A 24,756-nucleotide genomic window follows, 5' to 3' on the forward strand; every position below is an offset into this window, starting at 1 on the left:
TTCTCATTGTCAGAGAGGACGATTCGATGACGAATCCGATGCGCGGTGTGTTCGCCGTTCCGACGACTCCCTATACCGAGGACGGAGACCAGAACCTCGACGCCCTGGGCAGCCGCATCGAGGAGGTGCTCGACTCGGGCGTGACCGGTCTCCTCGGCCTCGGCGCCACGGGGGAGGCGCTGGCGCTGCGCGCCGCTGAGCGGGAAGCGCAGATCAAGACCATCGTCTCTGCCGTCGACGGCCGGGCACACGTGGTCATCGGATGTATGGCCTACACTCCGGCCGAAATGTCGGCCCACATCACCGCTGCCGCCGAACGGGGAGCCGACGCCGTCATGGTCACCCCGCCCTTCTACGGCGGGCTCGAACCCGAAGCCGTCATCGCCGCCCTTCACCCGGTCCTCACGGCGTCCGAACTGCCGGTCATGGTCTACAACAACCCCCACTCCACGGGCACCGACCTGCTCCCGGACCACCTCGCCTCGCTCAAGGAAACCGGTCGACTCTGGAGCGTCAAAGAGACCTCGGGCGCGGCCACCCGCATCCGGGAGCTGCGCAGCCGCCTCGGTGAAGACACCGAGATCTTCGTCGGAGCCGACGGGATCGCACTCGAGGGCTTCGCCCAGGGCGCCAGCGGCTGGGTGGCCGCGTCCGCCTGGCTATTGCCCGATCACTGCCAGAGGCTGTGGGGACTTGCCGAGCGCGGTGACTGGGCCGGCGCCGTCGACCTATGGAGAAGCCTCGGGCCGGCTCTCGGACTCATCGAGGACGACTCCGCATTCATCTCACTCATCAAACAGGCGCTCGGACGGTCCGGCCCCGAACAGGGGCCCGTGCGTCCACCCCTTCCGACCGCCGGCCCCGAAGCACTGGCGACGCTGCTCGACGCGATCGCCGAACTGGAGAGGAAACACACAGCATGAGCACCACGACAACAGCAGACAACACCCTCATCGACCGCGGTCGAACCGCGCTGCGGGCCATCCTCGACGGCAACTTCGGACAGTGGATCGGCGGCCGAGCCGAGACCGGCACCGGAGACGAGATCGGTCTCATCTCACCGAGCGACGGAACGGTCATCGGCAGCCTCTCCGCGGCGAGCGAGCAGCAGCTCGATGAAACGGTCGCCACAGCACGCACCGCCTTCAACGAGACCGACTGGGCCGAGGACGCGAAGCTGCGGGCCCGGGTGCTGCGCCGCCTCGCCGACCTCGTCGAAGCCGACGCGGAAGAGATCGCCTATCTCGACGGCATCGAAGCAGGAAAGGTCGCCGGCGGCAGCGTCGAGGAAGACGTCCCCGATGTCGCCGCGAATCTCAGACTCAGCGCCGATCTCATCTCCCGCGATGACGGACGGTATCTGCGCAGCCCTGATGGGTGGGGATGGGTGACGAAGGTGCCCAGTGGCGTCGTCGGGGCGATCCTGCCCTGGAACTACCCCGTGGCCATGCTCGGCTGGAAGATCGCCCCGGCTCTGGCCGCCGGCAATGCGATGGTCGTCAAGACCTCTGAGGATTCGACGCTCAGCGCCCTCCACCTCGCCAAGCTCGCCACCGAGGCAGGTGTGCCCGACGGCATCCTCAACGTCCTGACAGGCACCGGCGCGGGCATCGGCGCCGCCATGGGGCTGCACCTGGGCATCGACGTGCTCACCTTCACCGGATCGGGTCCCGTCGGCAGGTCCTTCCTCGAATCCTCGGCCCGTTCGAACCTCAAGAAGGTGTCCCTCGAACTCGGCGGACGAGCCGGCTACATCGTCGACTCCGCCCACGCCACGGACTTCGAGACCATCGCCGCCGACATCGCCGGTGCCGCCTTCGGTACCAGCGGCCAGAACTGCACCGCCGCGTCTCGGGTGATCTATGTCGGCGACGATGACGAGCGATTCGCCGAATTCCGCACCGCGCTCATCAATGCGACCGAAGCACTCACCGTCGGCGACCCGTTCGACGCCGATACGGATGTCGGTCCGGTGATCAACGTCCGCGCCCACGATCGCATCACCTCCTGGGTCGACGAAGCGGTGGAGAAGGGAGCACGGATCCTCAACACCCGTGCCGCTGTCCCCGACACGGGCACCTGGTACCCGCCGACCGTCATCGAGAACGTGCCCGATGACAGCGAACTCGGTCGCGGCGAGATCTTCGGCCCCGTCACCCAGCTGCTGCAGCGCACCAGCCGCGACGACGCCGTCGACCTCATCAACGGCGAACCCTATGGGCTGGCCTCGAGCGTGTGGTGCGAGGACATCGCCCGAGTGCGGTGGTGGGCGAGCCGGATCCGCGTGGGCACCCTCGCCGTCAACGGCTACAGCGAAGGCACCGAAGCCACCCCGTTCGGCGGTATGCGACAGTCGGGATTCTGGGGCCGTGACAACGGCCCGGAAGCGCTGGAGACCTATCAGGAGACCATGACCGTCTGGGTGGCCGACACCTGAGCGGCGTCTTGAGTTCCGCCGCAGTTCCGATGGACGAGGACTATCATGAGTCCATGACCACAGCAGCGGCGGAACTCGAGACCGAGGTGCGCCGTCTGCGCATCCGGATCATCTCCCTGACCACTGCCCAACTCGACGAGGCGGCCCCACCGGCTCCAAGCAGACGCGCAGCGATTCGTGGGGCCCTGACCGAATTCTCACAGATCGGCTCGGACTCTCGCCCGGTCCCGGAACTCGGCGACCAGAACCTCGCCGACCAGGTCGTCGTGCTCCTCGAACACGGACTGCATTCGGCCCAGACACTGCCCGATCGCGAGAACCGGATCAACGCCCTCACCGAGGCGGCCGTGCGTCTGCGTCGCAACCTGGCCTGAGGACGAGGACAGGGCGGGCATGATGGCGAGCACCCCACGTACGTGGCCCTCCGTGATCGCCGGGATCGTCGCCACCCTCATCTACTTCGGCGCCGCCGAACTCATCGCCCTCTCACTGGCAGCGGCGTCAGCCCCGGCACTGCTCATCGGCCAGGCCCTCATCCCGCTGCTGCCCACCGTTCTCATCAAGTCCGCGATCGCAGTCTTCGGCACTCACGACAAACTCGCCCTCGTCATCACCATCGTCGCAGGCGGCACCGGTCTCGGGGCGATCATCGGGTGGATCGGCGCCCGCCGCCGCGGTCTCGCTCTCGCCCTGCTCATCGGCTTCGGACTGCTGCCGGCCGTCGTCGGATTCAGCTCGGGCGCCGGACTTCTGGCCACCGTACCGAGTCTCGGCGGAGTCGCCGCCGGTGCCGTGGTCTTCGCCGTACTCCTCCGGCTCGCCGATGCCCCGGCCCGTGCTGGAGGAAGCCCGACCGGCACATCCTCGGCAGGCTCGTCTGCGGACCATTCCACGGCCGACTCTGCGGAGGCGGGAACCGACAAGCAGGACCAATCTCCTGCCCGACCCGGGCGGCGGGCCTTCTTCGGCCTGGCCGCAGGCCTGAGCGCGGTCGGCGTCGCCGCCGTCGCGGCCGGACAGTCCGCGGCCACACTGGCCCGCAGTGCGGCAGGAACGGTGACGAAACTCGTCCTTCCACGACCGGCCACCTCGGCGCCGGCGATCCCAGCAGGAGCCGAACTCGACGTGTCCGGACTGACCCCGCTGGTCACCGCGAACGATGATTTCTACCGCATCGACACCGCACTGATCCCACCGTCGATCGACGCCGAGACCTGGCAGCTGCGCATCCACGGCCTCGTCGAGCACGAAGTCACGATCACCATGGCCGAACTGCTCGACCTGCCGCTGGAGGAGCATTATGTGACCCTGGCGTGCGTATCGAACGAAGTCGGCGGAGACCTCGTCGGCAACGCGAAATGGTTGGGCTATCCGATTCGGGAGCTGCTCGCACGGGCGAAGCCGACAGCCGGTGCGGACATGGTGCTCTCGGGCTCCGATGACGGGTTCACCGCCTCGACCCCGCTCGAAGTCCTCATCGACGACCGGGCGGCGCTGCTGGCCATAGGGATGAACGGTCACGCCCTGCCGCGCGACCACGGGTACCCGGCGCGCTTGGTCGTCCCCGGACTCTACGGATATGTCTCGGCCACGAAATGGGTGACCGACCTCGAAGTCACCCGCTTCGCGGACAAGGAGGCCTATTGGACGACTCGCGGCTGGTCGACACATGGTCCTGTGCTCGTCGCCTCCCGGATCGACGTGCCCCGGCCCGGGGCCACAGTGACGCCGAAGGGCGACGACCGGGTGGTCACGGCGGGCATGGCCTGGGCCCAGCACACGGGAATCGGGAAGGTGCAGGTGAGCATCGACAACGGTGATTGGCACGAAGCCGACTTGAGCGAAGAGCTGGACAACGACACCTGGCGGCAATGGCGCTGCGAGTTCACCGGCTTGGATGCGGGAACGCATACGGTGACGGTGCGCGCCATCGACGCCGAAGGCACGGTGCAGACCTCCCAGCGTCGCCCCGCCATCCCGAGTGCCGCAACCGGGCTCCACGACCGCCAATTCACCGTGAGCTGACCGGGGCCCGACCCGCCGATTCTCACCTTTCGGTCTCGACGCCTCGGCGCGAACGGTTTCAGGCCATACTGTGAACACACTCACAGCTTCTTGATTCTCTGCGACACAACGAGGTGGTCAACGTGTTCGGTCTGCCGACGGCGACGGTCGTCATCATCTTCGGAATCCCCGCCATCTGGGTGATCTACACCCTCGTCTTCGTCTTTCTCTCCCGCGGCTGGAAAGCCGAGGACGTGGTCGAGGACGAAGCCCAGGCCCAATCTCGGGCGGCCGGCAACGGCGGATCCGCGACCAACGGCGGGACCGCCTCGGCGGGTGGGAACGGGGGAGTGGCATGAATCTCGAAACCTGGTTCCTCGTCATCTACTTCGTCGCGATGGCCGGCATCGGCGTGTGGACGCTCAAGATCGGATCGAAGGGCAGCGAAGGGTATCTGCTCGGCGGGCGCAGCCTGGGACCGGCGGTCACCGCTCTGCGTCTGCAGTCCTCGTCGATGTCGGGCTACATGTTCCTCGGCGCGGGTTCGCTGGCGTACACGAAGGGGTATTTCTCGCTGTGGTACGCGATGGGCGACATCGGCGGCGGCGTGCTCAACCTCTCCATCCTCGGCCGGCGGATGCGCAAGCTCTCCCAGATCCTCGGCTCCCTGACCTCGATCGAATACCTCGAACACCGCTACCCGTCGAAATGGATCCGCGCAATCGCGGCTCCCGTAGCGGTCTTCTGCATCTTCTTCTACGTCATGAGCCAATTCATCGCCGGCGGTCGCGGCCTCGAGATGGTCACCGGCATCCCCTACGCCTGGGCACTGCTCATCGCCGTGGGAGTCATCGTCTTCTACACGTTCCTCGGCGGCTACCTGGCCGTCGCATACACGGACTTCGTGCAGGCGATCATCATGCTCATCGGCATGGTGTGGATCCTCATCGGCACGCTTCAGGCCGTCGGCGGGTGGACCGCGGGCAACGAAGCGGTCGGGCAGATCAACCCGAACCTGCTGACCATGTGGGGCCCGGACGGAATCGAATCCGTGCAGTGGGGCGTCATCATCGGCGCCGTCCTCGTATTCTCCATCGGCTACATGGGGTGGCCGCACGTCAACGTCAGTCACATGGCCATGAAGCGGCCCTCGGTCGCCCGCACAGCGAGCATGTACGCCACCGGCTTCAACCTGCTGTTCATCCCGGCGCCCTATATCGTCGGCATCATGGCGCTCATTCTTCTGCCCAACCTCGACAACCCGGAGCTCGCGGTCTTCCAGGTCGCCGACACCGTGCTGCCGAACTTCGCGGTCGGCATCGTCATGGCCGGCATCATGGCCGCGATCATGTCCACCGCCGACGCACTGCTGCTGCAGTCGGGCACGATCGCCAGCCAGGACCTGTTCCAGCGCTTCATCAAGAAGGACATGTCCGATCAGCAGTCGGTATGGGTCTCGCGATTCACCGTCCTCATCCTCGCCGTCATCGGCTACGTCGTCGCCGTCAACGATCCGCCGGCCGTCGCCGAGGTGGTCATCTTCTCCACGACCGTGCTCGGCGCCGCATTCGTGCCCGTCTACATCGCCGCTGCCTGGTGGAAGAAAGCGAACGTGCCCGGAGCCATCTGGTCGATGATCGCCGGGACCGTGTCATCCGTCGTGTGGCAGCTGACCGGACTCGTCGACGTCACCGGCGTCGACCCGATGGGTGTGGGCATCGTGTGTTCGACGCTTGCGCTCATCCTCGTCTCCCTGGCCACCCAGCGTTCGCACCCGGTGCCTGCCCACGTGGTGGAGGCGCTGAAGGAGACCGACAAGATCGGCGCGATCCCCGCACACATGCTCACCGGGCAGAATGATTCTCTGGCCGGGCAGGTGCCGAAGGACGCATGAGATGAGTGCCGATATCGGAACCGGTTCGCAGACGTCCACCGCCTCGCAGATTCAGCTGCCGGTGCGGATGAATCCGCACATCACCTCCGCCGAGGCGCTCGCCGCCTTCCAGCGGAAGATCCCCGGCGCGACCGCCGAGGTCAGAGCGGTCTTCCACCCGTTCTGGTGGGTACCGCTGACGGTGCGAACCCGCGGGCTGCTGCGGCGACGTGCGGTCGGTCCGGGTCAGCGCATGGACATCCTCGTCAATGCGGTGTCCGGCCGCGGCATGATCGCTGACTTCATACCTGATGGCGAGGCCGCTGCGCCGCAGGAGTGGGCCGACATCATCGGCGCACGCAGCGAACAGCGGCAAGCTCCGAGCGAGTCGGAAGCCGAGAGGACCGCTCAGGCACTCGCACGCACGAAGGTGCTCAAAACAGTCAAACTCGGCATGGGCATCGGCATCTCAGGGGCAGACGATCGAGGAGCGCGCAAGGTCCTCAAACCCAACTGGCTCGTCACCGGTGGGAACGAGAAATATGCGGCGACGATCCTCGTCGACGGACTCGATGCCTCCCACTACATCGTTCGAGTGGAAAAGCTCAGCCCCAGTTCTCCACGTCCGTGATGCAGAACGGGTGACCGGCAGGATCGATGAGCACGATCCATGTGTCTCCTGGCTGCGGGTCCGCGCGGGTGGCTCCGAGTTCGACGCAGCGATCGGCCGCGGCCCGGACATCATCGGCGGCGAGGTCGAGGTGGAACTGCTTGTGCCCGTCGTCGGGCCAGCTCGGGCGCTGAAAGTCGGGGATCGTTCCGATGCCCAGAGCGTGAGTCGGGCCGGTGAGCATCGCATAGTTCTCGTCCGAGTAGGCGATGGGCCAGCCGAGGACGGAGGAGTAGAACTCGCCGAGCTCGGCGGCGTTCGGGGCATCGAGTGTGACCATCGCGAGTGTGGCGACGGGCTTTGCGCTGGTGGTGCCGGCGGTGCTCGGGACGGTGTCGGTCTTCTGTGTGTCAGTCATGTCTGACATTCTTGTTCCATGGACGATGACGTCACTAGGAAAAATGCGTCACAGAGTGAAGAGACGCCGCAGCATTTCTATGGGCGGGTTCTCAAGCCGGGGGAGATGCTCGAGCACGCGCAGTATTCTTCCGTTCGTGTCGTCGCTGAGCGCCTGCGTCCCTTCGTCAAACGCTATTGGGCCGTCGAATGGGACCTGCCGGACGGTGAGAGCTACCAGACGGCGACAGTCTCCGAACCGACCATCAATCTGACCTTCGAGTTCGGCAACAGCCGGCGGGCACACGTTGACGGTCCCGGAGCCTGGGTGACCGGTCCGGTCACCCGACGGCGATTCGATGTGGGAATCTTCGGTCGTGGCGGAGTCTTCGGGGTGAACTTTCACCCGGGCGCGACACTGGCCTTTTCCGACCAGAAGCCGGTGAGCATCCGCGATTCGACAGTATCTGCCGAGCAGTGGTTTCCGAGGTTGGAGGCCGACCTCGGGCTGGCGGACATGTTTTCGCAGTCGCAGAGGGACGGGGCACCGGAATTCGGCGAGCTGGCTGCGTCGGTCGAGAGCTGGCTGCTGTCCTGGAGGCCGCAGATGACCCCGGGGTACGAACGATTGAAGCGCGTTCTCGGCATTCTCGACGACCCAGAAGTCGTGAGTCTGAAGATCCTCGCGGAGAGAGCAGAAATCAGTGAGCGCACTCTGCAGCGGATGTTCAGCAGCTTCTGCGGGGTCGGAGTGAAGAAGATCTTGGCCAGGGCACGTGTCATTGATGCGGTCGGAGCGATCGACCGCGGCTGGGGCGGGACTCTGGCCGATCTCGGTGCTCATTTCGGGTGGTTCGACCAATCGCACTTCAGCACAGATTTCGTTCGCGTCACCGGATACAGCCCAGCCGAGTACGCACACCGGAAGTCTGCGCGCATCAGCCGAAGCTGAAAGTGGCCCGGAAGCGTCGAGGAAAGAAATCAGATCAGTTGTCTCGGCGACGTTCGGCGATGCCGAAACCGGTGTAGCCGAGAATGATGGCGAACGCGAAGCCGACGTAGCAGAACACCGCCCACGGCGCATAGTCGAGGACGGAGACCCCAAGGACGCCTGCCATGTAGACGCCCGCTGAGGACCACGGAATGAGTGGGACGACAACGGTGCCGGAGTCCTCGAGAGTGCGCGAGAGGTTCTTGGCATCCAGACCGCGGTCGGCGTAGGCCTTCTTGAACAGTTCGCCCGGCACGATGATCGAGAGATAGGAGTTGCCGGTCACGACGGCCATCGTGACGCATGACAGAACAGTTGAGAGCACGAGGTCTCCCGTGCGCTTCACGAACTTCAGCAGCGAGCGGATGATGGTTTCGAGGGCTCCGGACTTCGACATTATCCCAGCGAACGCGAAGGCGCTGAACGCGATGAGAATGACACCGGTCATCGACGCCATCCCGCCCTGCGACACCAACTCGACGACATCGGGGTCCAGACTCTCGAGCGTCGAGGGCCCGACTTCGAGCATGTCCGGGGTGAATCCGTCGACCGTCGAGGCGAAGATCGATTCGACGCTGACCTTCTGGAAGATCGCCGCAAGGATCCCGGCCACCAGTGACGATCCGATGATCGTCGGCAGCGTCGGCAGTTTGAGCACGGCTCCGGCGAGGACGATGACCATCGGCAGAAGCAGGAGGACGTTGAAGGAGAACAGACCCTCCAAGGTCCCTGTGACGGCGCTGATCTGGTCCGAATCGGTGCCGCCCGAGTGCTGATTGATGCCGACGAACAGGTAGAGCGCCAGCGCCACGGCTGTGGCCGGGACCGTGGTGTAGAGCATGTGGCGAATGTGCTCCCACAGTGTGGTTCCCGCAGCTATCGGAGCCAGATTCGTCGTATCCGACAGCGGAGAGAGCTTGTCGCCGAAGTACGCGCCCGCGACAATCGCTCCTGCTGTCGCTGCCAGCGGGGCGTCGAGGCCCGTGGCGATGCCCATGAGGGCCACGCCCACTGTTCCGGCCGAGCCCCAGGACGTTCCCGTGATGACCGAGACGATCGCCGAGATGACGAAGGCGATGAGGACGATGAACTTCGCGCTGATGAGGCCGAGACCGTAGTAGATCATCATCGGAATGGTTCCGGCGATCATCCACGTGCCGATGAGGATGCCGATGGAGATGAGCACAAGCAGAGCCGGCATCGCCGTATCGAGCTTCTCTCTGATCCCCAGCAGCATATCCTCCCAGGTCAGCCCCATGCGCAGAGCCACCACGCCGGCGATGATCGCAGACAGGATCAACAACGGTTCCGGGGCGAGGCCGAGGACGCCGTAGCCCACGGCCAGCAGCACGAGCATCGCGGCCAGGGGAACCAGAGACCATCCCAGCGGCGGGAGCTTCCCCTCGACGTCGGCAGTGGGGGTCGTGGTGCCGGGTTCGTGGCTCATTCGAAAGTCCCTCGGATCTGGGGTTCGCCGTCGCGGACGATCTCGCGTCCCCGGGCAAATGCGAGTTGAATGCTGTGTTGGTCATCGGTGAGGAGGACGTCGGCGTCGCACCCGCTGCGGATGCGGCCCTTGTGCCCGAGCGCGAGAGCATCTGCCGTATTGGAGGTGACGAGGGCGAGGGCCTGAGACAGATCCATACCGGGCAATTCGGCACACCCCCACACCTGTTCGTAGAGTGTGGTCTGCTTGGCTGCACCCAGGCCCATCAGCCTTCCGTCTACGTCGAATTCGGGCAGACTGCCGTTGGCGTCCGACGACAGAGTGAGTCGGGTGAGGTCGCCGCCGAGTTCGATGTAGTCTCTGACCGACTCTGCGGTCGTCGAACCTGCGGTCATGTCGACGGCGGCGCCCTTGGCCGCGAGGTTCACCGCATCGGCCAGTAGCTCAGGGCTCCTGGTGACGTGAGTGGCATAGACGGCCTGTGGGGCGATCGGGTACTCGTCGAGCAGCCGGTGCAGCGGGGTCAGACGCGACGCGTACGGTCCGACGTGGAAGTGGGTGACGCCCGCTTTTCCGCTGAGCAGCCCACCGACGTAGCTGTGGCTGACGAGCTCGGCCAATGCTTCTACGGTGGGCTGGAAAGAACGCCGATCCGAGATCGCGACCTCGCCGACGCCGATGACCTTGTCGATGAGGACAACATCGTCGACGACGGTGCCGGTCAGCGTTCGTGCCGGGACCTGGTAGCTGCCTGTGTAGATATACGTGGAGATGCCGTCGCCCTCGAGCCCTCGGGCCTTGGCGAGGAGATCCGCATGGCTGCGAGTCACCCCGTCGGTTCCCAAGCAGCCGACCACCGTGGTCACCCCGGCGCTGACGATGTCGCTGACGAGGATCTCCGGGGTGCGGTTGGCGTACCCGCCTTCACCGCCGCCACCGGCGATGTGGACGTGCGGGTCGATGAATCCCGGTGTGGCGGTCAGACCGCGGGCATCGATGACAGTGGCATGAGGCAGGTCGGTCACTGCTTCGACGGGAACGTCACCGATGAAAGTGATCTGCCGCCCCTCGATGAGGATGTCCTGCCGTCCGAGTCGTTCCGGGGCGAAGACTTCGGCCCCTTGCAACAATGTCACCATGTCATGTCCTCTCCTTGCCGCGGCTAACCAGGTATGATCCCCTTGCCGTCGACCTGTGGGATGGCAGCGAGGAGCTTCTTTGTATAGGGATGGTGCGGATCGTTCCAGATCTGTTCCGTCGAACCGACCTCGACGATCCTGCCTGCCTCCATCACTGCCACACGGTCGGCGATGTCACGGACCACCGAGAGGTCATGGCTGATGAAGATCATCGACGCCCCGGAACTGATGGCCAGGTCGCGCATCATGCGTGCGATTCGGGCCTGCAGGAAAGCATCAAGAGAGGCGATCGGCTCATCGCCGATGAGCACTTTCGGGCCCGCCGCCAAAGCACGAGCGATCGCGATGCGCTGACGCTGACCCCCGGAGAACGAATGCGAGTAGCGTCCTGATGCGTTGGCTGGAAGGTCGACTGCGTCGAGGAGTGACTCGACAGTCCAGCGTCCAGACGGATCCAGGGCCAGCGCGTCTTCGAGCTGGTCGCGGATGCGTCGACGTGGATTGAGCGAGGCGTAGGGATTCTGGAAGACCATCTGGATTCCCAGCAGGCTCTTCGCACGCTTCTTCAATCCCAGCGCTTTCACGCAGTTGCCGTAGAAGGAGATCTGTCCACCGGCTGGTTTCTCCAGGCCGCAGATGAGTTTGGCCAGCGTGGATTTGCCGCAGCCGGATTCTCCGACGAGCCCGAGCACTTCAGAACGGCCGAGCTGCAACGAGACTCCGTCGACGGCGCGGAAGCGTCCCCCGCCATCGAGTTTGTATTCGCATGACACGGAATCGAGTGAGAGCAGGGGTGCTTCCGAGGCAGTGGTCTCGTCGCTTGCCGCGGTCTGCGAGTAGTCAACCGATGTCATTGTGTAACCTCTGCTCCCGGCAGTGATTCGATAAGTGAGCGGGTGTATTCGTGCTCAGGCGCTGTGATGACCGTTTCCCGGTCTCCGGTCTCAACGACGACGCCGTTCTTCATCACCACGATGGTGTCCGCCACCGACGACAGCACACCGAAATCGTGAGTGACGAGAAGGACAGCGAGGTCGAGGTCGTCGCAGAGGTCCCTGAGCAGACGGAGGATGCCTGCCTGAACAGTGACATCGAGTGCCGTGGTCGGTTCGTCGGCGATGAGAACCTTCGGGTCGCAGATGATTGCCGAGGCGAAGGCGATTCGCTGCAGCTGTCCGCCGGAGAACTGGTGCGGGTACTTCTTCACCGCTTCCTCTGGGTGCGGGACCCTGGTCTGACCGAGGATGTCGATGGCTTTGGCCAGGGCTTCCTTCTTCGACACTTTCTGGTGGTGTCGAAAGTGGTCGGTGATCTGGTCGCCGACCGTGAGCATGGGATGGAACGCCGAGGCCGGATCCTGGAAGACCATGGACAGCTGCACCCCGCGCAGACGGTTGTGCTGCTTGCCCGGCATACCCACCAGTTCGACTCCGTCGAAGTCGATGCTCCCGCTCAGCTCCGCGCCCGCGGGAGAGAGCCCCATGATGGCCAGGCCGGTCTGGGTCTTACCGGAACCAGACGCCCCTGCGACTCCGGTGATGCGACCTGCTTCGAGGTCGAAAGAGACATCTTTGAGGATATGAGTAGTCTGCTTGCCCGTGGTGACAGAGAGATTGAGATCTCTGATGCTGATCATGCTCATGAGGTCGTCTCACCAACTTCCTGGGCAGTATGCGGGTCAAGACTGTCGCGCAGACTGTCACCGATGAAATTGAACGCCATGACGATGGTGAGGATGCACAGACCGGGGAAGAACGCGATCCACCAGGCAGCGAACTGGGAGACTCCTTCGCTGATCATTGCGCCCCAATCCGGGGTCGGCGGAACGGCGCCGAGAGACAGGAACGACAGTCCTGCCATCGTGAGAATCGCCGAACCGACGTCGAGGGTGGCGAGCACAACCACAGGAGAGATGACGTTCGGAGCGATTTCGCGGACCAATGATCTGCCCGCGCTGAAGCCGAGCAGGCGCCCGGCGATGACGTATTCGCTGCTGCGCGCGGTCATCACCAGTGACCTGGTGACACGTGCGTAGGACGGCCAGGACACGAGCAGGATCGCGATGATCGCGTTCTTCAGTCCCGGCCCGAGTGCGGCTGCGATGACCATGGCGAGGATGATCGTAGGGAAGGCGAACACCAGATCGGCGATGCGCATGATGATCTCATCGACGGCTCGACCGAAGTATCCGGCGATGGCACCGAGGACCGAGCCGAGCAGTGCCGAACAGATGACGACGAACACCGCGGCGGGCAAGGTGGTCCGGGCGGCCACGAGGATACGGGAGAGCACGTCTCGCCCCAGGGTGTCGGTGCCGAGCAGATTCTCACTGCTTGGGGCCGAGAGCCGGGGGAAGTTCTGAGCCAGAGGATCGAACGGGGCAAGGAGCGGTGCGAAGATCGCCACGATCAGCCAGAGCACGAGGATGCCCGCACCGACGAACCCCAACGGAGTGCGCAGAGCCTTCGGGAAGCGGATCTGCCACCTCTTCAGCCCGGGGTCGACGGGATCGCGCGGAGCCGCCTCGGTGCCGGTAGGGGCATTGGCCGGGTGCTTCGGGGTGCCGATGCTCATCTCACCCTCACTCTCGGATCCACGAAGCCGTAGATCAGGTCGACGATGAAGTTCACGAGGATGTAGACGACGCCGATGACCAGGCCGACGCCCATGATGACCGGCAGATCGAGCGTCGTCGCCCCGCGGTAGGCATATTGGCCCAGACCGTTCCAGGCGAACACCGTCTCCGTGAGGACCGCTCCGGAGAGCAGGGATCCGAAGGCGAGTCCGACGACGGTGATGATCGGGACCAGTGCGCCGCGGAAGATGTACTTGAACACCACGGTTCTGCTTGGCAGGCCTTTGGCCTTCGCCGCGGTGACGTAGTCGAATCTGATGATGTCGAGGACGCTGGAGCGGCTGAAGCGGGTGAGCAGTCCGATTGTGAACAGTGCGAGCACGCACGAGGGCAGAATGAGGTGGCCGAGAGCGTTCGTGAAGGTCGCCATCTGACCAGCGAGGAGGGAATCGACGGTATAGAGTCCGGTGACCTTAGGAGGCGGTGTGATCCACGGGTCGAGTCGTCCGGCGCCGGGAACGACGCGGAGTCTGAAGAAGAAGACGAAGTAGGCGACGGTCGCGATCCAGAAGGTCGGTGCGGAGATGCCGATGAGGCTGAGCGTGCGGATCGCGTGATCGACGATCGTGTTCTGCTTGAGTGCACTGAGCAGTCCGAGCAGCAGACCGAGGATGACGGAGATGAGGATGGCTCCGATGCCGAGCTCGATCGAGGCGGGAAAGACCTGCCCGATCGACGCGAGCACCGGTGTGCGCGTCTGGTTGGACACACCCAGATCACCCTGCAGGAGATTGCCGAGATAGGTGAAGTACTGGACGATGAGCGGTTGGTCGAGCCCGAGCTTCGCCCGTGTCTGCGCGACGATCTCGGGATCCGCCGCGGCCCGGTCGCCGAGGATGGCGGCGACCGGGTCGGTGGGTACGAGGTTGGTGAGTAGGAACGTCACCACAGTTACGCCCCAGATCAGGATGATCGAGATCCCGATCCGGATGAGGATGAATCGGAGCAGCGGATGGAGCTTCGGCGGTTTGATTCGCTGAGCCGCGTCCGTGTCATCAGGCGCGGGCGCAGTCTGCCCGCCCTGTGGTGCTGTGGTGGCTTCCGCCATCCTCACTCTGCCTTTGCGAAGTCGAACGAGACGTCGGCGTTGGACACGAACTTCGTGATGCTCGAACCGACGGCGACGGTGTCGACCGGTTGGACGAGTGGGATCCACACCGCGGTATCGGTGGTCGCTTTGAACAGCTTCGCGTAGGCGGAATCGCGCGCATCGCCCTTTGCCTTGGCTGCTTCGTCCGCCAGCTTTTTCAGTTGTGGGTCTTCGTTCCAGTTCACGCGTTCGGCGACGCTGCCTCCGGGGATGAAGACGTTGTAGTTCGTCGGATCGGGGAAGTCCGCACCCCAGGTTCCGATGCCCATCGGCTGTTTGGCGGATCGGAAGCCGTCGAGCTGCGTCGAGCTCGGGGCGGGTTTGAGGTCGAGGTTGATGTCGGCTTCCTTCAGCTGCGCCTGCAGAGTCTCGGCGAGCTGCGCGAGGTCGACTCCGTTGACGGCCTGATCACTCGAATAGTGGAAGGGGACCTTCTCCCCGTCGTAGCCGGCCTTCTTCAGCAGCTTCTGCGCCTTCGCGAGGTCGCGTTCAGGAGCTTCGTCCTTCGAGACCGCACCGACGAATTCGTTCGGCACCAGGCTGGCCATGCGCTGTGATCCTTCACCGGCGAGGTCGATGAGTTTGTCGTAGTCGATCGCTGCCATCACAGCCTTGCGGAAGTTCGGATCTGCGGCGGGGCCGCCGATCTTCTCATCCGTGTTGTTGAAGATGTAGAGGCTGCGGGTCGAGGGCAGGCTGGAGATCTTGCCCATGGACTCGTCGATCTGCTTCGCCTGATCGGAGTTGAGATCGTAGGCGACCTGAGCCTGACCCGACTGGATATCTGTCAGCTGGGTCTCTGCCGAGACATTGCGCAGGACCACTCGCTTGTACTTCGGTTCGGGGCCGTTGTAATGCTCATTCGCGGTCAGCACGACCTGACTGTCGGCGTCGTACTTCTCCACCTTGTACGGTCCCGAGCCCTGTGAGTTCTCGTTGAGGAACTGTTCGGCGCCGTCGTTCTCATCGGTGGTTCCCTCGTTCTCCTTGACCACCTTCGAGTTCACGATCCCGATGGAGGCGTTCGGAAGAATATAGGGCAATGCGGGGTTGGGGTCCTTGCTGATGAGCTTCACGGTCTCGTCGTCGACCTTTTCGACGCTCACTCCGTCGAGGAAGAAGGAGGGATTGCCCTTGATTCCTTGGAGTCGTTCGAAGGAGAAGACGATGTCGTCGACGGTGACGGGATCGCCGTTGGAGAATTTCGCGTCCTCATCTTTGAGGGTCAGCGTCATCTCTTTGCTGTCGTCGGACATTTCGAAGGAGCAGAGTCCATCGGTCGGTTTCGTGAGGTCACCGTCCTCGAATTCGAGAGCCGTCTGGTAGACAGCATTGTCGATGGTCGATCCCGTGAACTCGAACTGACGATGCGGGTCGATCGTCTTGAGGTTGAAGGCAGTCTCGGCCACGATCGTTTCGCCGGCGCCGCCGGCTTCGTCGGAGCCGCTGCCGCAGGCGGCAAGCCCGGCGGTCAATGCGAGGGTGGAGCAGATTGCGACGAAATTGCGGGTCAGACGCCTCATGTGTGATCTCCCTAACAGTAAGTGTTGTGAGTCACATTAGAGTCGAAAAGCCTCCTATGCAATTCAACCTGCCACAATGCTGGGTGTTTTCCACTGTGCATTTCCGCCAACGCCTCAATCGCCGATGCGGGGTTTCTGATCTGCGGCTACTGTCGACGCACTGGTGACTCACCTGGCGAGGGGGAGTGAGTACGCACACCGGAAGTCTGCGCGCATCAGCCGAAGCTGACCTCAGCCAGTCCGAGTGCCTCATCGGTCTCGGTATGAGAGCGGTCGACCGCCTCGGTGGTCCAGTCGCTGCGATCGAGGTCGGGGACCGCCTCGGCGATCTGGTTCTTCCAGCGGCCGTGCCACTGGGCGGGGAAGGCCCGTCTGAGCAGATCGAACATGATCGGCACCGCCGTCGATGCTCCGGGGGAGGCTCCGAGGAGACCCGCGATCGACCCATCGGCGGACACGACCAGTTCGGTGCCCTGCTGCAGGACGCCGATCCTCCTCGGGTCCGGTTTGACCAGCTGTGCTCTCTGCCCGGCCGGCAGCAGCGTCCACTCGTTCCGTCGGGCGAGCGGGAAATAGCGACGCAGCTGCGCGAACTTCCGCGATGGCCGGGCCGCAAGCTCCTTGATGAGGAATGACACGAGGCTGAGGTTCTGCAGGCCGGCCGCCGCGATGACGTGAAGATTGTTCGGTCGCAGAGTAGTGAAGAAATCGGTGAGCCGACCGTGCTTGAGCATCTTCGTGCTGAAGGTCGCATAGGGGCCGAACAGCAGATGTTCCCGACCGTCGACGATCCGTCGGTCGAGGTGAGGCACCGACATCGGCGGGGCGCCCACATCGGTTTGACCATAGACCTTCGCCCGGTGCCGGGAGGTCACGGCCGAGGTCGAGCACCGATAGAACGCCGCGCCGACCGGCAGCACCGCATAGCCGCGCACCTCCGGCACCTTGGCCTTCTGGAGAAGCCTGAGCGCGAATCCTCCGGCGCCGACGAAGACTGCCTTCGCCCCCACCGAGAAATGTCCGACCGCCGATGACCCGCTGACCTGCCAGACTTCCCTGGTGCGTTCGAGCCCGGTCACAGTGTGGCCGGTGCGCACTTCACCGGCGGCGGAGGTGATGATCGCCGTCAGCGCCCGAGTCAGCGCACCGAAGTCGATGTCCGTGCCGCGAGGATGACGGGCGGCGGCCATCGGCTCGCCGGTGTGCGGTCGTCCCTCCATCGTCAGCGGAGCCCACTGCGCAATGGTCTCGGGGTCCTCGGTGTACTCCATCTCGGCGAACAAAGGGTCCACGCGCAGCGTTTCCACGCGCGAGCGCAGATACGCGACATCCTCGGTGCCGAAGACGAGATTCATATGCGCGGACGAATGGATGAACTCGTCCGGATCGAGCAGTCCCTCCCGCACCAGATGCGCCCACCACTGGCGACAGAGGTGGAACTGTTCGGCGATCGAGGACGCCTTCGATCCGTCCGCGGGATCGGGCATGTAGTTGAGCTCGCAGTACCCCGAATGCCCGGTACCGGCGTTGTTCCACGGGTCGCTGCTCTCCGCGGCGATGTCCTCGGCGGCTTCGAGCATGAGGATGCGCCACTGGGGTTCGAGCAGAGCGAGCATCGAGCCCAGAGTCGCTGACATGATGCCACCGCCGATGAGAACGACATCGGCATCGGGGACGTGCGTGGAATGTGCGGAGTTCGTCGTCATGCTTTCACCCTGCGCCCGAATGAATCATCCGTCCAATGAGCTATCGGAACTGTATGATCCGAATATGGAACGATCACCCGCTGCTCGAACGGCGCCGCTGACGGCATTGCGGGAACTCGTCGAACTGGCCGACCAGGACGGGCACCTGACCGAGGCCGCCGCCGCTCTCGGCATACCTCAGTCCACGATGAGCCGACGCATCCACGCACTCGAGCGCCACCTCGGTGTGCCGTTGATCGTCCCGCGCGGCCGGGCGATCGGACTGACGACGGCGGCTCTAGATCTCGTGGATGGGGTGCGCACACCCCTGCGTGAGATCGATGCGGCGCTGATCGACAGCGCCGAGGCGGCCGACCCCGAACACGGCACGATCCGGTTCGGATTTCCCCTGACGATGGGCGCCGGCGAGGTGCCCGATCTGCTGGCCGCCTTCAATCGCGACCACCCCGGCATCCGCCTCGATCTCAAGCAGGCACACGGTGCTGAACTCGTCGACGACCTGCAACGCGGCGTCCTTGACTTGGCAATCATCATTCCGCCCCCGCCGGAGGTTCCGCACGAGATCGTCGCGAACCAATCGATCGTCGCCGCCGTGCCCGCCGATCATCGATTGGCCGATCGGGCCGAAGTCACCGTGGCGCAGCTGGCTGAGGAGGAATTCATCTCCACCCCCGCGACGTACAACCTGCGGGAGCTGACCGACCGGTGGTGCGAGTCCGCCGGCTTCGTCCCGCAGGTCAAGATCGAGGTGACGGAGTTCTCCACGATCCGCGAATTCGTCGGCAGAGGGATGGGCGTGGCTCTGATCCCTCGGGCGGTGCGGCCGATGGGCTCGATCGCCGAGGTGGGGCTGCGGGGGCCCGGCTATGTCCGTGAGATCGCACTATGTACGGCCGTCCGCCGTCCCAGCCGCGTGGTCCAGCGACTGCGGGACTTCGTGGCGGAGTGGGATCTGGGCAGGTGAGACCGGGGCGATCGGGTTGGAGCCGCCGAAGCCCGTCGCATCGACCTCATTCGTGAACGCTCCCGGGACTGGAGGCAGGCCCAGCGCAGGCGGCCGACGGCTGAGAATCTGCACGGGCGAGCAGGAGGGCACCCGGCGAAGGATCAGCGGGGCGAAGAGCCAACTCAGAGAGCACCGTGAAGCCGGCGTCGCGCATCCACTGCGCGACGGTGTTCGGATGTCTCAGGAAGCTGTCGAAGCTGACGGCCCGTCCGGAATATCCCCGTGACGTGTGTTCCGCACCGTCGCCGACGTGGAATCCCACGAGCAGCAGTCCTCCGGACCGCAGAACCCGTCTAAACTCGTTCATGACGCCGGGCATGGCACTGTCGGGAACGTGCACAATCGACCAGAAGGCGACGATTCCCGCCAGCTGTGCATCCTCTGCGCTCAGCTGCGTCATCGTGCCGATCTCGAAATGGCATGAGGGATGATCGTGGCGAGCGATCTTCAGCATTTCAGGAGAGATGTCGATGCCGAAGGCATTCACTCCCAGATCATTGAGATAGCCGGTCACGTAGCCCGTGCCGCAGCCGACGTCGGCGACGCGCTCTCCCGTGTCCTCGCCGATCAGCTCCGCAAAGACGCGCAGACTTGCCCGAAGGTGGGGGCTGGCCTCGAGCAGCCCCTCCACTTCGCGGGCGTAGCTTTCGGCGTCGATGTCGTAGCCCCTGCGGATATCGTCCAACCAGCTGGAGTCGGACGATGGGGTGTCGCCGAGGCTGCCGACCGGACCGGTCGGTTGCCGCAGGTGAGTGAGCAGTCGGGGAATCACCGTGCTCCACTGGCTCGGAGGAGGAGCTTCGTGGCCCGTTCCCTCGAGCATGAGAATGTCGCAGTGGGGGATCATCTCGGCCAGTGCCCGACCATGTGCTGCGGGGAACAACGGGTCCGCGGTGCTGTGGATGACAAGCGTGGGGGCGGCGATAGCGGCGGGATCGACGTCGGGGCCCGCGGCGACGAGGAAATGATTGGTCATCGACGATTCCATGTCCGTGGTCCGGTCGACCTCAGTTGCGGCGATCTCCCGAGTGCGGCGGACGTCGAATCCCGACGACCCCGCATACGGGCGTTCGACGTTGACGCGATGGTCGACGACAGCGGCCCGGTCGCACCAGTCGATGTCCGGGGGATCTGCGGCGAAGGTCGATTGGACTTCGGCTGTCGGTGGCGGCAGATGTCCAGGGTCTCCTCCAGCAGGGGAGGACTCCATGAGCGTCAGGGTGCGCACCCGCTCGGGGAATCTGACAGCGATGACCTGGGCTATGCCGCCTCCCAACGACAGCCCGATGAGATGAGCGCACGCGATTCCGAGCTGGTCGAGGATGCGAAGGGGATCGGTGACGAGATCCTCTCCGGTGTGTCTCGGGCGGCCGGGCGGACTCGCAGTCGACCGACCGGTGTCCCGATGGTCGTAGCGGATGACCTGGAAGCCGTGCCCGCTGAGCATCCGGCAGAAATCGGGCGTCCACCAGTCCATCGACTGTCCGCCACCGGCGATGAGCAGCACCGTATCGTCCTGGCACGCCCCGAAGCGGTCCACGGCCAGCTCGATGCCGTCGAACTTGACGAGCTCCACCAGACGCCCCTGTCGGAGATGGATGAGAATACGACAGATCCTACACCGCGTTCACGCCCGCGACCGCGCCAGCAGGTAGACGAAATACGGGGCACCGATGAGCGCGACGATGAGACCAGCCGGTATCTGCGCCGGAGCGATGACCGTGCGACCCACGGCGTCGGCGACGACGAGACCCACGGACCCGAGGAGCATCGCCGTGGGCACGACCCGGATATGGCGGGCGCCGACCAGGGCGCGGGCAGCATGAGGGGCGACGAGACCGATGAATCCGACGACGCCGACAGCCGACACGCTCACCGCCGCGAGCACGGCCGCCGTGATGAGCACCGCCAGGCGCACCGGTTCTCGCGGAACTCCGACCAGTCGCGGGGTGTCATCATCGAGCGCGAGCAGGTCGAGCTCACGCGTCCAGACGAAGGCCACCGGGACTGCGACGAGCAGAGCGAGGGTGACCGGTGCGATATCGGCCCACACCCTCCCGTAGGTCGAACCGGACAGCCAGGTGAAGAGGGCAGGAGTGTCCCAGGGATTCGCCCGGACGAGGAACAGGGTGGTCAGAGCAGTGAACCCGAACCACAGGCCGATGCCGATGAGGACGAGGCGATCCGTATTCATCCCGCCCCGCCATGAGAGTCCATAGACGACGGCGAAGGCGACCAGCCCGCCGACGATGCCGACTCCAGACACGAGCCCGACCCCGGCACCGGGGATGAGAGTGACGACGATGACGGCGCCCAAGCCCGCTCCGCCGGTGATTCCGAGCAGCCCGGGTTCGGCCAGAGGATTGCGCGCACTGGCTTGGACGAGAGTGCCGGAGAGGCCGAGCGCGCCACCGGCAGCCAGGGCAGCTGCGACCCGCGGCGCCCGAGAGTCGAAAGCGAAGTCGATGACTGGAGCCGCCCGGTCCTGGAACCACAGCAGCACATCGCCGAGGAGGTAGAACCGTTCCCCGGTGAGCAGACCGAATGCGGCGACGGCGATGAGGACGGCGACGCCGGTGACGATGACGAGACCGGCCCGGCGCGGACCGACCACCGTCGACCTCGCCGCCGAGGTGGCCGCCGCCGGAGATGCCGTGCGCATCGACCGCGCCAGCAGAACGAGGACGATCGACCCGAGCACGGTCGTCGTCACTCCCGACGGCAGGGTGATCGCCTCGGTGGCGCCGACGATGGCACGCAGCAGGGCATCGGCGACGATGACGATGATCGCACCGATGAGACCGGCGGCCGGAAAGAGCACCGCATGACGGCCGAGTGCCGGTACGACACGGGCGAGGAGCCGGGCGATGACAGGGGCGCAGAGGCCGACGAAACCGATCGGCCCGGCCAGAGTCACCGCAGTGGCGGTGAGCATGACGGCGAGGAGGATTCCGAGGGCGCGAGTCGACCGGACCGGAACCCCGAGCACGGAGGCGGCATCATCACCGAGGCCGAGCAGATCCAGCCGCCTCGACAACAGGATCGCTCCGCCGGCGATGACGACGATGACCGGAATGCTGCGCAGACCAGCGGTGCCGTCGAGCTGATTGAGAGTGCCCGAACCCCAGGAGAAGAGACTCGTCGTCTCCTCGGCGAAGAGGATGAGCAGGGTCGACGTCCCCGCCTGCAGCGCCATCGCCGTGGCCGTGCCGGCCAGAACGAGCCGAGTCGTCGAGGCTCCGGCACCTCCGGCCAGGCCCATGACCAGGCCTGCGGCGAGCAGACCGCCGAGGAAGGCCACCCCTCCCGAGGCCCAGACCGGAATCGCGATGCCGAAAGCCGTGACCACGGTGACGGCGAAGTACGCACCGCCGGTGACCGCCAGCGTGTCCGGTGAAGCCAGCGGGTTGCGTGCCAGGGACTGAAACAGCGCTCCCGCGACACCGAGGGCGATGCCGACGAGGATGCCCGCCCCCACGCGCGGCAGTCGGGAACCGAGGAGGATGTCACGGGCACTGGGGCCATCCTCGGCGGGGGAGAGCGTGCCGGTCACGGCCGTGAACAGCTCCCTGACACCGATGCCCGAGGTTCCCTGGGTGATATGCCATGCGGAGGCGACGACGAGGACGGCGGCGAGCCCGAACAGGACACCGAGGGCCGAGAGCGCACCGACGAAACTGCGGCCGCGAACCGGAACCGTCGGTGAGATCGGTTCCGGTCCGACAGCCGTCGGGCGGGTCAGGGGAGAGGCCACGGCTTATTCGGTCAGCGCGTCGACGTAGGCGTCGAGCGCCTGCTCGGAGGATTTGGGCCCTCCGAAGGTCCAGATTCCGGCGGGGAAGGCCGTGGTCCGGTCATCCTTCACAGCCGGGATGTTCGCCCAGATGTCGTTCTTCTTCAGCAGCTCCACATAGTCCTCGGACTCGGGATCCTCGGTTCCCGTGTAGAAGAAGTTCGCGTCACCGACCTTCGAGATGCCCTCGATATCGGTCTGTCCCAGTCCGTACGCGGGGTCGACTTCACCGGTCCACGCGTTCTTCAGCCCCAGCTCCTCACCGAGCTCGCCGATGAGCGAACCCTGGCCGAAGGGACGCAGCGCCACATTCGACCCATTGACCCAGCCGTCGAAGTAGACGAATTCGGTGGTGGTCGGGTCCGCCTCGGCGATGGCCTTCTTCGACTCCGCGAGCTTCGCATCGAAGTCGTCGAGGACGGTCTCGGCACGTTCGGTGCGGCCGGTCGCCTCGGCGACGGTGGTGAACGTGTCCTTCATGTACTTGACGGGATCCTTCCCATCGGCACCGGCCATCGCCATCACCGGGATTCCCTGCTTCTCGAGCTGGCCCACGATCTTGTCTTTGCGGTTCGCCGTTTCGATGATGACGAGATCCGGGTCTGCCGACAGGATCGACTCGACATTGGGCTCCTGACGAGTGCCGACATCGGTGACGTCCTCGGACAGCTTCTCCGCGGTGTCCCAGGTGGTGAAGCCCTTCGCATCGGCCACGGCGACCGGGTCGACGCACAGGGACAGGAGGTCCTCGGTGTACTGCCACTCGAGGGAGACGACCTTCGCCGCCGGTTTGTCCAGGCTGACGTCATGGCCGGTGTCGTCGGTGACTGTGACCGGATCCGCCGAGGTGGTGCTCGAGTCGTCCGCGCATGATGCCGAGGTCTGTGACTTCGCATCGGCGGGGGCATCGGTGTCGGTCGTCCCGCACCCGGTCAGGGCCAGCGCGCAGACCGCCGTTGCCGAAGCGAAGGCGGCGAATGAGGTGCGCGACAGAGGTGTTGTGGTCATGGTGTTCTTTCTGTGAACCGATCGGCGATCGGAGATGAGGTGGTGCGATTTCTGGGTATGAACGTCAAAAGGTGTGGTGCGGGCGCTCAGAGGGCTGCGGCCGGGCGGCGAGTCCGTCGGTGGAGGGCTTCGACCCTGACCAGGCCGGTGTCTGCATCGATTCGGGTGGAGATCGGCAGGCCATAGACCTCGCTGAGGACATCGGCGGTGAAGACTTCCTCGCAGGTGCCAACCGAGCGGATGCGACCCTGTTCGAGCAGGACCACATGGTCGGCGACGGTGGCCGCATGCTCGAGATCGTGGAGGACGACGCCGACGGCGATGGTGTGGTCATCGGCGAGTTCGCGCATGAGGTCGAGGATCTCCGCTTGGTAGCGCAGATCCAGATGGTTCGTCGGCTCGTCGAGCAGCAGCACACCGGTGTCCTGCGCCAGACAGGTCGCCAGCCAGACGCGTTGGAGTTCTCCTCCGGAGAGCTGGTCGACCGGACGCTCGGCCATCGTCATCGTGCCGGTGAGGGAGAGGCCGCGATCGACGGCGCTGCGATCGGCCTCTGTGAGTCCGGCGAATCGCCTGCGGTGCGGGTGGCGACCGAAAGTGACGATCTCACGGACGCTGAGGCCCGACGGGTGAGGTCGCGACTGAGACAGCAGAGTGACGAAGCGGGCGAATTCTCTGGCCGTCAGCGTGTTCGACGGAGTGTGGGCGTCGGCGTCGGTGATCACGACATCGCCGGAGGCGATCGGGTGGAGCCGAGCCAACGACCGCAGGACGGTCGACTTTCCCGACCCATTGGGTCCGAGCAGAGCGGTCACTCGACCCGGAACGATCGTCAGGCTCACGTCGTGGACGACTTCGGTGCGGTCGTAGCCCAGATTGAGGCCGGTGGCAGTCAGTGCAATCGCATTCACAAATGATTAGCCTAACCTAACTCATGGAGTGCGGGTATGCCTGCGGGGCGGCAATCGGTGGTGCGAACGCGCCCGCAGGACGCATCTGTTCGGCTGTCGGCAGCATCCGCCCAGGTGGGGCGGCTGAGCACGACCGGATGTGTGCTGTGTATCACTTATGTCAGTGTCGGCGGATATGGTGAACCCG

General features: G+C 64.9%; 22 protein-coding genes. 9 read left to right on the forward strand and 13 right to left on the reverse strand.

Annotated elements, in window-relative coordinates:
- Nucleotides 1-26: 26 nt before the first annotated feature.
- The 7 genes from FHG09_RS11160 to FHG09_RS11190 all read left to right on the forward strand — a co-directional run bounded on the left by FHG09_RS11160 (nt 27) and on the right by FHG09_RS11190 (nt 6,945).
- Nucleotides 27-923 carry a dihydrodipicolinate synthase family protein gene (locus FHG09_RS11160; protein WP_152347748.1) on the forward strand — a complete coding sequence of 299 codons (897 nt, stop codon included), beginning with the start codon at nt 27-29 and terminating at the stop codon, nt 921-923.
- Nucleotides 920-2,437: an aldehyde dehydrogenase family protein gene (locus tag FHG09_RS11165; protein ID WP_152347749.1), complete on the forward strand. Its 1,518-nt coding sequence runs from the start codon at nt 920-922 to the stop codon at nt 2,435-2,437. The genes FHG09_RS11160 and FHG09_RS11165 overlap by 4 nt, the downstream gene beginning before the upstream one ends.
- Nucleotides 2,438-2,490: 53 nt before the next feature.
- A complete protein-coding gene (locus FHG09_RS11170) occupies nt 2,491-2,811 on the forward strand; it encodes a hypothetical protein (protein ID WP_152347750.1) in 321 nt (106 codons plus the stop codon).
- Between the two features lie 19 nt (nt 2,812-2,830).
- Nucleotides 2,831-4,462 carry a molybdopterin-dependent oxidoreductase gene (locus FHG09_RS11175; RefSeq protein WP_227492711.1) on the forward strand — a complete coding sequence of 544 codons (1,632 nt, stop codon included), beginning with the start codon at nt 2,831-2,833 and terminating at the stop codon, nt 4,460-4,462.
- Nucleotides 4,463-4,584: 122 nt separating this feature from the next.
- A complete protein-coding gene (locus FHG09_RS11180) occupies nt 4,585-4,800 on the forward strand; it encodes a hypothetical protein (RefSeq protein ID WP_152347751.1) in 216 nt (71 codons plus the stop codon).
- Nucleotides 4,797-6,335 carry a sodium/proline symporter gene (locus tag FHG09_RS11185; protein WP_152347752.1) on the forward strand — a complete coding sequence of 513 codons (1,539 nt, stop codon included), beginning with the start codon at nt 4,797-4,799 and terminating at the stop codon, nt 6,333-6,335. Before FHG09_RS11180 ends, FHG09_RS11185 begins: the two co-directional genes overlap by 4 nt.
- A gap of 1 nt (nt 6,336) precedes the next feature.
- The gene (locus tag FHG09_RS11190; protein WP_152347753.1) at nt 6,337-6,945 is read left to right on the forward strand and encodes a hypothetical protein; all 609 of its coding nucleotides are present in this window, start codon (nt 6,337-6,339) and stop codon (nt 6,943-6,945) included.
- Here FHG09_RS11190 and FHG09_RS11195 read toward each other — a convergent pair.
- Nucleotides 6,920-7,342: a VOC family protein gene (locus FHG09_RS11195; protein ID WP_152347754.1), complete on the reverse strand. Its 423-nt coding sequence runs from the start codon at nt 7,340-7,342 to the stop codon at nt 6,920-6,922. The genes FHG09_RS11190 and FHG09_RS11195 overlap by 26 nt on opposite strands.
- Before the next feature lie 18 nt (nt 7,343-7,360).
- Between FHG09_RS11195 and FHG09_RS11200 the strand changes: the two genes are divergently transcribed.
- Complete coding sequence (locus FHG09_RS11200) at nt 7,361-8,272, forward strand: helix-turn-helix domain-containing protein (RefSeq protein ID WP_152347755.1); 912 nt, start codon at nt 7,361-7,363, stop codon at nt 8,270-8,272.
- Nucleotides 8,273-8,306: 34 nt separating this feature from the next.
- On the opposite strand, the gene nhaC is transcribed toward FHG09_RS11200, so the two are convergent.
- From nhaC to FHG09_RS11240, 8 genes are all read right to left on the reverse strand, one after another.
- A complete protein-coding gene (gene nhaC, locus FHG09_RS11205; protein WP_193627364.1) occupies nt 8,307-9,758 on the reverse strand; it encodes a Na+/H+ antiporter NhaC in 1,452 nt (483 codons plus the stop codon).
- Nucleotides 9,755-10,897: a beta-aspartyl-peptidase gene (gene iadA / locus FHG09_RS11210; protein WP_152347756.1), complete on the reverse strand. Its 1,143-nt coding sequence runs from the start codon at nt 10,895-10,897 to the stop codon at nt 9,755-9,757. The genes nhaC and iadA overlap by 4 nt, the downstream gene beginning before the upstream one ends.
- Nucleotides 10,898-10,920: 23 nt before the next feature.
- A complete protein-coding gene (locus FHG09_RS11215) occupies nt 10,921-11,751 on the reverse strand; it encodes an ABC transporter ATP-binding protein (protein WP_152347757.1) in 831 nt (276 codons plus the stop codon).
- A complete protein-coding gene (locus tag FHG09_RS11220; RefSeq protein WP_152347758.1) occupies nt 11,748-12,539 on the reverse strand; it encodes an ABC transporter ATP-binding protein in 792 nt (263 codons plus the stop codon). The genes FHG09_RS11215 and FHG09_RS11220 overlap by 4 nt, the downstream gene beginning before the upstream one ends.
- Entirely contained in the window at nt 12,536-13,471 is a 936-nt protein-coding gene (locus FHG09_RS11225) for an ABC transporter permease (RefSeq protein ID WP_152347759.1), read from the reverse strand. Before FHG09_RS11225 ends, FHG09_RS11220 begins: the two co-directional genes overlap by 4 nt.
- Nucleotides 13,468-14,580 (reverse strand): ABC transporter permease, encoded by a 1,113-nt coding sequence (locus tag FHG09_RS11230; RefSeq protein WP_227492712.1) that lies wholly within the window; start codon nt 14,578-14,580, stop codon nt 13,468-13,470. The genes FHG09_RS11225 and FHG09_RS11230 overlap by 4 nt, the downstream gene beginning before the upstream one ends.
- A 2-nt stretch (nt 14,581-14,582) precedes the next feature.
- On the reverse strand, nt 14,583-16,145 hold the full coding sequence (locus tag FHG09_RS11235; RefSeq protein ID WP_152347760.1) for an ABC transporter substrate-binding protein: 1,563 nt from the start codon (nt 16,143-16,145) through the stop codon (nt 14,583-14,585).
- A gap of 215 nt (nt 16,146-16,360) precedes the next feature.
- A complete protein-coding gene (locus FHG09_RS11240) occupies nt 16,361-17,851 on the reverse strand; it encodes a malate:quinone oxidoreductase (protein WP_152347761.1) in 1,491 nt (496 codons plus the stop codon).
- Between the two features lie 64 nt (nt 17,852-17,915).
- Here FHG09_RS11240 and FHG09_RS11245 point away from each other — a divergent pair, with 64 nt between their 5' ends.
- Nucleotides 17,916-18,815, forward strand: coding sequence for a LysR family transcriptional regulator (locus tag FHG09_RS11245; protein WP_152347762.1), 900 nt, complete (start codon nt 17,916-17,918; stop codon nt 18,813-18,815).
- Between the two features lie 46 nt (nt 18,816-18,861).
- Here the strand turns inward: FHG09_RS11245 and FHG09_RS20025 are convergent, their stop codons facing one another.
- From FHG09_RS20025 to FHG09_RS11265, 4 genes are all read right to left on the reverse strand, one after another.
- On the reverse strand, nt 18,862-20,433 hold the full coding sequence (locus tag FHG09_RS20025) for an alpha/beta fold hydrolase (RefSeq protein ID WP_227492713.1): 1,572 nt from the start codon (nt 20,431-20,433) through the stop codon (nt 18,862-18,864).
- Between the two features lie 51 nt (nt 20,434-20,484).
- Nucleotides 20,485-22,611, reverse strand: coding sequence for an iron ABC transporter permease (locus tag FHG09_RS11255; RefSeq protein ID WP_152347763.1), 2,127 nt, complete (start codon nt 22,609-22,611; stop codon nt 20,485-20,487).
- Nucleotides 22,612-22,614: 3 nt separating this feature from the next.
- Nucleotides 22,615-23,658, reverse strand: coding sequence for an iron-siderophore ABC transporter substrate-binding protein (locus FHG09_RS11260; RefSeq protein ID WP_152347764.1), 1,044 nt, complete (start codon nt 23,656-23,658; stop codon nt 22,615-22,617).
- Nucleotides 23,659-23,744: 86 nt separating this feature from the next.
- Nucleotides 23,745-24,569 (reverse strand): ABC transporter ATP-binding protein, encoded by an 825-nt coding sequence (locus FHG09_RS11265; RefSeq protein ID WP_152347765.1) that lies wholly within the window; start codon nt 24,567-24,569, stop codon nt 23,745-23,747.
- Nucleotides 24,570-24,756: the final 187 nt, after the last annotated feature.

This window comes from Brevibacterium sp. CFH 10365 (assembly GCF_009299785.1).
GTDB classification, from domain to species: domain Bacteria; phylum Actinomycetota; class Actinomycetes; order Actinomycetales; family Brevibacteriaceae; genus Brevibacterium; species Brevibacterium limosum.

Coding starts and splice junctions, on each gene's coding strand:
- FHG09_RS11165 (WP_152347749.1), top strand. CDS start 920: ATGAGCACCACGACAACAGCAGACAACACCCTCATCGACCGCGGTCGA.
- FHG09_RS11215 (WP_152347757.1), bottom strand. CDS start 11,751: ATGACATCGGTTGACTACTCGCAGACCGCGGCAAGCGACGAGACCACT.
- FHG09_RS11185 (WP_152347752.1), top strand. CDS start 4,797: ATGAATCTCGAAACCTGGTTCCTCGTCATCTACTTCGTCGCGATGGCC.
- FHG09_RS11200 (WP_152347755.1), top strand. CDS start 7,361: ATGGACGATGACGTCACTAGGAAAAATGCGTCACAGAGTGAAGAGACG.
- FHG09_RS11175 (WP_227492711.1), top strand. CDS start 2,831: ATGATGGCGAGCACCCCACGTACGTGGCCCTCCGTGATCGCCGGGATC.
- FHG09_RS11240 (WP_152347761.1), bottom strand. CDS start 17,851: ATGACGACGAACTCCGCACATTCCACGCACGTCCCCGATGCCGATGTC.
- FHG09_RS11235 (WP_152347760.1), bottom strand. CDS start 16,145: ATGAGGCGTCTGACCCGCAATTTCGTCGCAATCTGCTCCACCCTCGCA.
- FHG09_RS11230 (WP_227492712.1), bottom strand. CDS start 14,580: ATGGCGGAAGCCACCACAGCACCACAGGGCGGGCAGACTGCGCCCGCG.
- FHG09_RS11190 (WP_152347753.1), top strand. CDS start 6,337: ATGAGTGCCGATATCGGAACCGGTTCGCAGACGTCCACCGCCTCGCAG.
- FHG09_RS11260 (WP_152347764.1), bottom strand. CDS start 23,658: ATGACCACAACACCTCTGTCGCGCACCTCATTCGCCGCCTTCGCTTCG.
- FHG09_RS11160 (WP_152347748.1), top strand. CDS start 27: ATGACGAATCCGATGCGCGGTGTGTTCGCCGTTCCGACGACTCCCTAT.
- nhaC (WP_193627364.1), bottom strand. CDS start 9,758: ATGAGCCACGAACCCGGCACCACGACCCCCACTGCCGACGTCGAGGGG.
- FHG09_RS11195 (WP_152347754.1), bottom strand. CDS start 7,342: ATGACTGACACACAGAAGACCGACACCGTCCCGAGCACCGCCGGCACC.
- iadA (WP_152347756.1), bottom strand. CDS start 10,897: ATGGTGACATTGTTGCAAGGGGCCGAAGTCTTCGCCCCGGAACGACTC.
- FHG09_RS11220 (WP_152347758.1), bottom strand. CDS start 12,539: ATGAGCATGATCAGCATCAGAGATCTCAATCTCTCTGTCACCACGGGC.
- FHG09_RS11245 (WP_152347762.1), top strand. CDS start 17,916: ATGGAACGATCACCCGCTGCTCGAACGGCGCCGCTGACGGCATTGCGG.
- FHG09_RS11170 (WP_152347750.1), top strand. CDS start 2,491: ATGACCACAGCAGCGGCGGAACTCGAGACCGAGGTGCGCCGTCTGCGC.
- FHG09_RS11225 (WP_152347759.1), bottom strand. CDS start 13,471: ATGAGCATCGGCACCCCGAAGCACCCGGCCAATGCCCCTACCGGCACC.